At 59.2% G+C, this 7,779-nt stretch carries 7 protein-coding genes, 2 tRNA genes and 1 pseudogene; 2 read left to right on the forward strand and 8 right to left on the reverse strand.

Annotated elements, in window-relative coordinates; genetic code table 11:
- The 6 genes and pseudogenes from DBR24_RS30610 to DBR24_RS30635 all read right to left on the reverse strand — a co-directional run.
- Window positions 1-1,100 (reverse strand): annotated as a pseudogene (locus tag DBR24_RS30610) (type IV secretion protein Rhs); the annotation flags it as partial.
- A 239-nt stretch (window positions 1,101-1,339) separates the two neighbouring features.
- On the reverse strand, window positions 1,340-1,747 hold the full coding sequence (locus DBR24_RS30615) for a sel1 repeat family protein (RefSeq protein WP_128616548.1): 408 nt from the start codon (window positions 1,745-1,747) through the stop codon (window positions 1,340-1,342).
- Entirely contained in the window at window positions 1,748-2,119 is a 372-nt protein-coding gene (locus DBR24_RS30620; protein WP_003223109.1) for a hypothetical protein, read from the reverse strand.
- Entirely contained in the window at window positions 2,116-2,457 is a 342-nt protein-coding gene (locus DBR24_RS30625) for a helix-turn-helix domain-containing protein (RefSeq protein ID WP_123465960.1), read from the reverse strand. Before DBR24_RS30625 ends, DBR24_RS30620 begins: the two co-directional genes overlap by 4 nt.
- Window positions 2,458-2,569: 112 nt before the next feature.
- Window positions 2,570-3,025 carry a YkvA family protein gene (locus DBR24_RS30630; RefSeq protein ID WP_123465958.1) on the reverse strand — a complete coding sequence of 152 codons (456 nt, stop codon included), beginning with the start codon at window positions 3,023-3,025 and terminating at the stop codon, window positions 2,570-2,572.
- Between the two features lie 293 nt (window positions 3,026-3,318).
- Window positions 3,319-4,035 carry an FKBP-type peptidyl-prolyl cis-trans isomerase gene (locus DBR24_RS30635; RefSeq protein ID WP_123465956.1) on the reverse strand — a complete coding sequence of 239 codons (717 nt, stop codon included), beginning with the start codon at window positions 4,033-4,035 and terminating at the stop codon, window positions 3,319-3,321.
- A 271-nt stretch (window positions 4,036-4,306) separates the two neighbouring features.
- Between DBR24_RS30635 and DBR24_RS30640 the strand changes: the two genes are divergently transcribed.
- Complete coding sequence (locus DBR24_RS30640; protein ID WP_128616549.1) at window positions 4,307-6,115, forward strand: di-heme-cytochrome C peroxidase; 1,809 nt, start codon at window positions 4,307-4,309, stop codon at window positions 6,113-6,115.
- On the forward strand, window positions 6,112-7,281 hold the full coding sequence (locus DBR24_RS30645) for a catalase family protein (protein ID WP_128616550.1): 1,170 nt from the start codon (window positions 6,112-6,114) through the stop codon (window positions 7,279-7,281). The genes DBR24_RS30640 and DBR24_RS30645 overlap by 4 nt, the downstream gene beginning before the upstream one ends.
- A gap of 202 nt (window positions 7,282-7,483) precedes the next feature.
- On the opposite strand, the gene DBR24_RS30650 is transcribed toward DBR24_RS30645, so the two are convergent.
- Both DBR24_RS30650 and DBR24_RS30655 read right to left on the reverse strand, forming a co-directional pair.
- A tRNA-Asp gene (locus DBR24_RS30650) sits at window positions 7,484-7,560 on the reverse strand.
- A gap of 19 nt (window positions 7,561-7,579) precedes the next feature.
- Window positions 7,580-7,655: transfer RNA gene (locus DBR24_RS30655), tRNA-Val, on the reverse strand.
- Window positions 7,656-7,779 lie beyond the last annotated feature (124 nt).

Genomic DNA, 7,779 nt, shown 5'->3' on the forward strand with positions numbered 1-7,779 from the left:
GTATTGCGCCGGGCATTCCAGCGCAGTTGCATGCGACCCTTTTTCACCCCTGCGACGATGCCGCGTGCGGCGACGGTTTTGTATTGATCGACGTACTTGATGAACCCGCCGACGATGCCGAACAGCGCCTTGACCAATCGCATCACCGCCGACAGCAGTTGCACCGCACGATCCGCGAGTCGCAGCGTCAGATAGGCGATCCCGGCACCACCACTGGCGAAGGACAGGACGATACTGATCAGCACATCGAGCAGCAGCTGCACGATCATCATCGACGCCGCTTCAGCGGTCTTGCCGGCAATTTCACTGGGCGGCAGCATCTCCAGCCAAAGACTGGCCGTACGCAGCAGCAAACACAGCGCCGCCTCATCACTGACCAGCAACTGCAACTGTTGCATGACCTCGGGAGCCGTCGCGGCCAGGTTCATCAGATCGGTCGCGCCACTACCCAGTCGATCCACAAAAGCGCCGGGGTTCTTGAGAATCTCCGACAGCATTCCAATGCTGTCCCATACCCCTTCAATGGCTGCCCAGCTCCCGGCCAGCGTGCCGTTCCCCGCTGCGGTGGCGACCGACTGCGACCACTGCGGCTTGAAGCCCTGCCACTCGCTGCGCAGCCAGTCCTCCAGCTCAAGAGCCAGACCGTCATAGGATGCAAAAAGTTGTTCGACCTGTTTCGGACTGACGCCACCGTGCACTTGCACCCGGTAGAAATTACCGGGCTCGCCACGAAATGCGCCCTCGCCGCGCGCATCAAGCGTGACAGGCGTGACGGCCCCGCCATCCACCGCCACCACATCGACCACGATGTTGCCCAGTGGAATGTCATAGACGGATTCAAACTTGCTCTCGATCAGCATCAATCCGCCCTTGGGGCACTGGACGACGCCGGAGACGAATTCGCTGTCGCCAGTGCTGACGGCGGTGCTGCGATCACCGAAGCGGATAATCCGCTCCATGCCCATCAGCGACGGCAGATCGGCCGCATGACTGACCTGATCAGCCGTGCTGCTCAACCAGTGCTCAAGCTGCTGGCGATAGAGCGTGAGGGTGTCGGGAAAGCTGTCGAGTTCCTGCTCGATACGAGTGACGGCTTGCATCAACGCACGTCGGCGTGCAGGACGAACTGAAAAACCGGGTCAAACATTGGCGTTCCCTCGCGCAAAAAGTTAGGCGCGGGAACTGTGCGGGGGATCAATCGGGAAAGAAGTCAGGCAAGTAGGCACTTGCTGTAGGACTAATCTGCAATAAACCGTTTACTACAAAACGTACAGACAAAAACGAAAACGTGGCGAGAGGTTTCCCTCACGCCACGTTTATCTGATCGACACAAATGGATTTACTGCGTTGAATCCCGCGCGTTCAGCTCTTTCAGTTTGAGCTCGGCCAGCGGGTGTCCGGCCTTGGCGGCCATGCCCCACCAGCGGGCTGCGTCCGCCGGGTCCGGTGCTTTGCTCGGGGTGCCTGCAAGACTGATCACACCGACCTGATAGGCCGCTTTGCCATCCCCGGCCAATGCCGCGAGACGCAACAAACGCACGCCTTCTTCACGTGCGCCGAGGCCAACACCACGGAAGGTCAGGATGTGCCCGTAAAAGCTTTGCGCACCGACGTCGCCAAGATTGGCCATGCGCGCGAACTGGCCTTCGAGCCAGCGCCAGCCTCGCGGCTGACGGACAAACCACGACCAATGAAACAGCCTGCGGGCCAGCCAATAAGCGGCACGCGCCTTGAGTCGCAAAAACACTCAGGCCTCCGCCGATTCCGGGTATTCGTATTCGAAGACTCTGACCACTTCCGATGCATGCCAAGAGGCAGCGGCAACACCATCGGACGGCCCCGAAAAACGCCCCAGACGTTCAACGCATTCAAAAAAACCGGTGCGCGGCAGGCGACTGGCGCCCTGACTGATCACCAGCGAACTGCGCAACGGTTGTTCGGCCTTGGCGTCCAGTGCCGCCAGATGCTCCAGTGCAGCGGTCAGGGTTTGCATCGCCGGCGTCGGCAACTGCAAACGTTCGAGCAAGGCTCGGTAGGTCAGAAGATGGCGCTGCCGGCGCGCCTGATCCAGTTCTCCCAGCAATCCGTCCCAATGTTGACGACTGATGCGTACGCTCACGATTCATCCCTCCAACCTGGCACCGTCAGTTCCCAGGCCAGGCTGCGACGAATCGCGGCGTCAGGCTGACGCTCGCCGCTTTCGATCATGGCCAGATAAGACGGGCTGATGCCTACCGTGCGGGCCAGCGCCTCGATGGCGATGCCCTTCCCTTCGCGCAAACTGCGTAGTTGATCCAGACCTGGAAGAATCGGGTCCAGTGTGGTCGCGAGCGGCGCTTGAGCCTGCTGCGACGGTGTTTCGTTGATCCCTGCTGCTTTCAGTAGAGCCTGATAGTGAGCCCAAGGCAGAACTGCGTATTCGGGCTCGCCATCGCGTGCAATTATCTGAATATCCATGACTACCCCGTAGGACAACAACACTTAGCGAGTCGGCACTTTTCCCTAGAAGTGTAATCCTAACAGCGGCCAAGGTCGCGGGGGGTATCTATCTGCAGAGCGACTTCGTCAATCAGGGCTTTTTCGGCCCCTGAAGTTGCAATTGCTCGGGGGTATCAGGCAGGCGTTCAACCACCGCCAGTTTTTCCGGCTGCTGGCGATTGCGCCAGAGACGAAAGGCACTGAGTTCATCATCGAGGGTTTTCATCAACCAGGCGAGAACGGCGATATCGTCGAGCATGCCGAACATGGGAATGAAATCGGGAATGGCATCTACCGGGCTCAGGAAGTACATCAGGCCAGCGACCACGGAGATCAACGCTTTCGGGCTGATCGCACGGTATTCGCCGCGCCAGTAGGCCAAGCACAATGCCTGCAACAAACGCAGGTCGTCCTTGAGTTTGCCGAGGCGATTGCCCTGTGCCGCGCCTTTGCTGGCGACGGCAAACAACAGGGTCGGCAAGCGTCCACGCGCCAGCAGTCGGCCGGCCAGGGGCAGGAATCGAGCGAAATTCCACGGAGCTTTCATCTATTCCTCCCATTGAAATGTTATCCACACAAATTGTGGATAACCTTGTGAACAGAGCTGCATTTCAGCGCTGGGAGCCCCGTTTTATAAGGGCTGCGCTCAGATCGGGCGTTTTTTACTCACATAAAAAAGCCCAATATTTCATTGACTTGGCGGCTCAGGGCGTCTAGTGCCGGCAGCCTCAAAGGTATGACTGTGCTGACCGGCATCGGTTCGCTCTGTTTACCCCTGCCATCCGCCAGATGCAACAACGCCCCGCATAAGCGAGGCGTTGTTGTTGAAGCCGGAGCCGATTACTTGGCAGCGGCGTCTTCTTTGGCTGGATCCTTGATGGCCAGCAGTTCCAGGTCGAAGACCAGAACCGAGTTGGCCGGGATTGCCGGGCTTGGCGATTGCGCGCCGTAAGCCAGATCGCTAGGGATGTACAGTTTGTACTTCTCGCCAACGTGCATCAGTTGCAGGCCTTCGACCCAACCCGGAATCACGCCGCTTACCGGCAGATCAATCGGGCTGCCGCGCTCGACGGAGCTGTCGAATACGGTGCCGTTGGTCAGCTTGCCGGTGTAGTGAACGGTCACTACGTCAGTCGGCTTGGGCTGTGGGCCGTCGGCTTTCTTGATCACTTCGTACTGCAGGCCGGAAGCAGTGGTGGTGACACCCGCTTTCTTGCCGTTTTCTTCGAGGAATTTCTTGCCGGCAGCTGCCGACTCTTCGCTCATCTTGGCCATGCGCTCTTCAGCACGCTTTTGCAGCGCGGCGAAGGCTTCGACCAGTTCTTCATCTTTCAGCTTCTGTTCTTTCTTGCCGACGGCATCTTCGATGCCCTGGGCTACCGCTTTGGAGTCCAGATCATCCATGCCTTCCTGAGCCAGGCTCTTGCCCATGTTCAGGCCGATACCGTAGGAAGCTTTTTGCGCCGGGGTTTTCAGCTCTACGCTGGTCTGCGAATCACAACCCGCGAGGACCAGGCTAACCAGGGCTACCGCCGCCGCCAACCGATGCTGTTTCATGCTATTTCCTTGTTCATGCGCCGAATAGGGCAATCGAGTAAAGCCGCGAGCTTATCAGGCCGCCACGACCAATGGCTACCGGCATGAGAGCAGTAAAGCGACGATAAGTTCAGGGATTAAAACGCATTTGGGCGAAGACACGATGAAGCTTCTGTCATCTGCTGCTGACAACCGTAGCCTCCTCTTCCCACAACATCTGGCGTAATGGCCACTTGCCGCATAGGGTCAGGCTCAGGCATAACAACACAACAACTCGACAAGGATGTTTATCTTGCGCCTCTTACTCCGCGTGCTGACCCTGATCATCGTGCTGTCGGGACTGGTCCTGACAGTGGTTCTGTACTACGTCGCCAACCCGAAATTGCCTTTCTACACACCCGTGCAGCAGGTGCATTACCTGGATCAGTGGACGGAACAAGAGCGGCAAACCTATTACTTCACCCCTCAGGGCACCCAGGTCAAAGGCCTGCGCTACGAGTGGTTCCAGGCGCTGGAGTTGCCTTTCTCAGAGCAACGCTTCGCGGCCCCCGACTACCTCGCGCGCTTTGGTTTTCTGATCGACCCGCAGCAAACAGCCACACCGGACAACCCCGGCAATTTGCCCGTCGGTTTTGCCCGACATCAGAACGCCGGCAGCACCGAGCAATATCTGGACATCACCTGTGCCGCTTGCCACACCGGCGAATTGCACTTTAAAGGCCAGGCCGTGCGCATCGACGGTGGGACGGCGCAGCATGTATTGCCTTCGAGTGTTCCTACACTGCGCGGCGGCAGTTTCGGACAGGCATTGGTGGCAAGTCTGACCTCGACTTACTACAACCCGTGGAAATTCGAACGCTTCGCCCGCCACGTACTGGGCGATGAATACGACGCGCGCCATGCGCAACTGCGCAAGGATTTCAAACAATCGCTGGATACGTTTCTCAAAGTGGCGTGGAACGACACCCATCGCGGCCTCTACCCGACCGAGGAAGGCCCGGGGCGCGCCGACGCATTCGGGCGGATCGCCAATGCGACGTTCGGTGATGCGATCTCCCCTGCCAATTACCGCATCGCCGACGCTCCGGTGGATTACCCGCAACTGTGGGACATGTGGACATTCGACTGGGTGCAGTGGAACGGTTCGGCGCAACAGCCGATGGCGCGCAATATCGGCGAAGCGTTGGGCGTTGGCGCCACCCTGAATTTCTTCGACGCCAATGGCCAGCCGCTGCAAGGCGATGCGCGCTATGCCTCCAGCGTGCGCGTGCGCGATCTGCACAAGATCGAGGAAACCCTGCAGAAACTGCGGCCACCTGCCTGGCCGGAGGCCTTGTTCGGTGCAGTCGATAAACCTCTCGCGGCCAAAGGACGCGCGCTGTTCGCGGAAAATTGCGCTGGCTGCCATGTGCCACGCAAGACTCAGGAAGGCGAGCGCTGGGTGCAGCGCTTACCCCTATTGCCGGTGGACGTCATCGGCACCGACCCAAACGCCGCCAACAACATTGCCAGCCACCGCTTCGACCTGACGGCCCTGCAATGGGACCTGAAAGAACTGGAAAAAATGGACGTCAAACTGCACCCGACGCCCGAGGAGCCGCTGGATCTGAGTCAGTTGTCGGTGGCCAAGGGCCTGGCGTACGTGACCGCCTTCGTCGAAGGCCGTGCCTATCGCGAGGCTCAGGTCACGCCCGAGGAGAAGCCGCGCCTCGACGGATTCGGCCTGCCGATCGGTGTTCGCGAAAAAGTCGCGTACAAGGCGCGACCGCTGGCCGGCGTCTGGGCCACCGGGCCATTTCTGCATAACGGTTCGGTGCCGAGCCTTTATCAACTGCTGTCACCGCAGGATGAACGCGCCACCACCTTCTATAAAGGCACCTTCGAATACGACCCACGGCACCTGGGCTATCGCACCGAAGCCTTCACCAATGGCTTCCTGTTCGACACGCGGATCAGCGGCAATCACAACAGTGGTCACGAGTTCCGTGCCGGCGAACGCGGCAATGGCGTGATCGGCCGCCTGCTGCTGCCGGAAGAACGCTGGGCGCTGCTCGAATACCTGAAAGTCCTCGGCGGCCCTCTGGAGGCGCAACTGCCATGATGTTATCGACCTTCAATAAGCGCCTGTCATTGCTGGCGCGGATCTGGTTGTGGCTGGGCCGCCTGCTGGGCAGAACCTTGCTGCTTTTGCTCGTTATTGGCCTGATTGGCTGGGCCATCAGCACGGCGTGGTGGGCCTGGCAGCATCGCGGGCCGGTGTCGGCTCTGGAACAGATTCCCTCCGGTGAAGCCGGCATGACACAAGGCGTGATCCAGACGGCCGTGCGCATCGTCGATCAACACCGTGAAAGCACGCGTTTCCTGCGCGACGCGCATGCCAAGGCTCACGGCTGCGTGAAGGCTGAAGTGCAGGTATTGCCGCAACTGGCGCAATCGCTGCGCCAAGGGGTCTTCAGCGAACCGGGACACACCTGGCAGGCGATAATTCGCCTGTCCAACGGCAATGCTTACCCGCAGTTCGACAGCATTCGCGACGCACGGGGCATGGCGATCAAGCTGCTCGACGTACCCGGCAAGCAGTTGTTGGGAAATCGCCAGGAACAGCACGAGCAAGACTTCGTGATGTTCAGCCACCCCAACTTCTTTGTCAGCGATGTCGCCGAGTACCGTCAGAATGTGGCGGCGCAGGCTGACGGCAAGAAGATCCTGGCGTTTTTCCCCGGTTGGGATCCGCGCACCTGGCAGGTCCGTCATCTGCTTATCGCGCTGGCGACGCTGTCGCCGCCACCGGACAGTCCGACAGGGACGACTTACTTTTCGGTTTCGCCCTACAAGCTCGGTGAGGCGAATGCGAAGTTTCGCGTGGCACCGGATCCGGACAGTTGTCCGGCTTACACCCTGCCAAAACAGAACCACGACCTGCCGAACTTCCTGCGCAGCGCGTTGAATCAGCAGTTGTCGACGGATCGCGTGCCGGCCTGCTTCGTCTTGCAGATTCAGCGTCAGGATGCGAACAAGTACATGCCGATCGAGGACACCAGCATCGAATGGCGCGAGCAGGATTCACCCTTCGAAACCGTGGCGCGGATCACCCTGCCGCCACAGGATTTCGATACCCCGGCGCTGAATCTGGCCTGCGATAACCTGTCGTTCAATCCGTGGTTTGGTATCGAGGCCCATCGGCCGATTGGCGGGATCAACCGCCTGCGCAAGGCGGTGTATGAGGCGGTGAGCGATTATCGGCATAGCCAGAACGCCACGCAGTAAGCAGCGGCCTGTGGCGAGGGGATTTATCCCCGGTGGCTTGCGCAGCGGGCCTCGGTTTTAAAAGTCGGGCCGGCTTCGTAACCCAACGGGGATAAGTGCCACAGAAGCAATGCAGAAATTGTCGAATCGCAGATAGCACAAAGCCCGCACAAGGCGGGCTTTGTGTGGTCATCTGGCGTTCAGTGTTCCAGATAACCGAATATGGCGCAGCGGACGGGACTCGAACCCGCGACCCCCGGCGTGACAGGCCGGTATTCTAACCGACTGAACTACCGCTGCGCGAAACGCTTGAAACGAATGGTGGGTGATGACGGGATCGAACCGCCGACATTCTGCTTGTAAGGCAGACGCTCTCCCAGCTGAGCTAATCACCCTTCGCTTCGTTACGGGGCGCATTATGCCACAAGTTTTCGTAAAGTGTTGATTTAATTGAATTTTTTTTCAAATAAATCCGAAAACCGGTGAAACGACACAACCCGATGGAACAAGGTACAAACG

The organism is Pseudomonas sp. HMWF006 (genome assembly GCF_003061205.1).
Classification (GTDB): domain Bacteria; phylum Pseudomonadota; class Gammaproteobacteria; order Pseudomonadales; family Pseudomonadaceae; genus Aquipseudomonas; species Aquipseudomonas monsensis.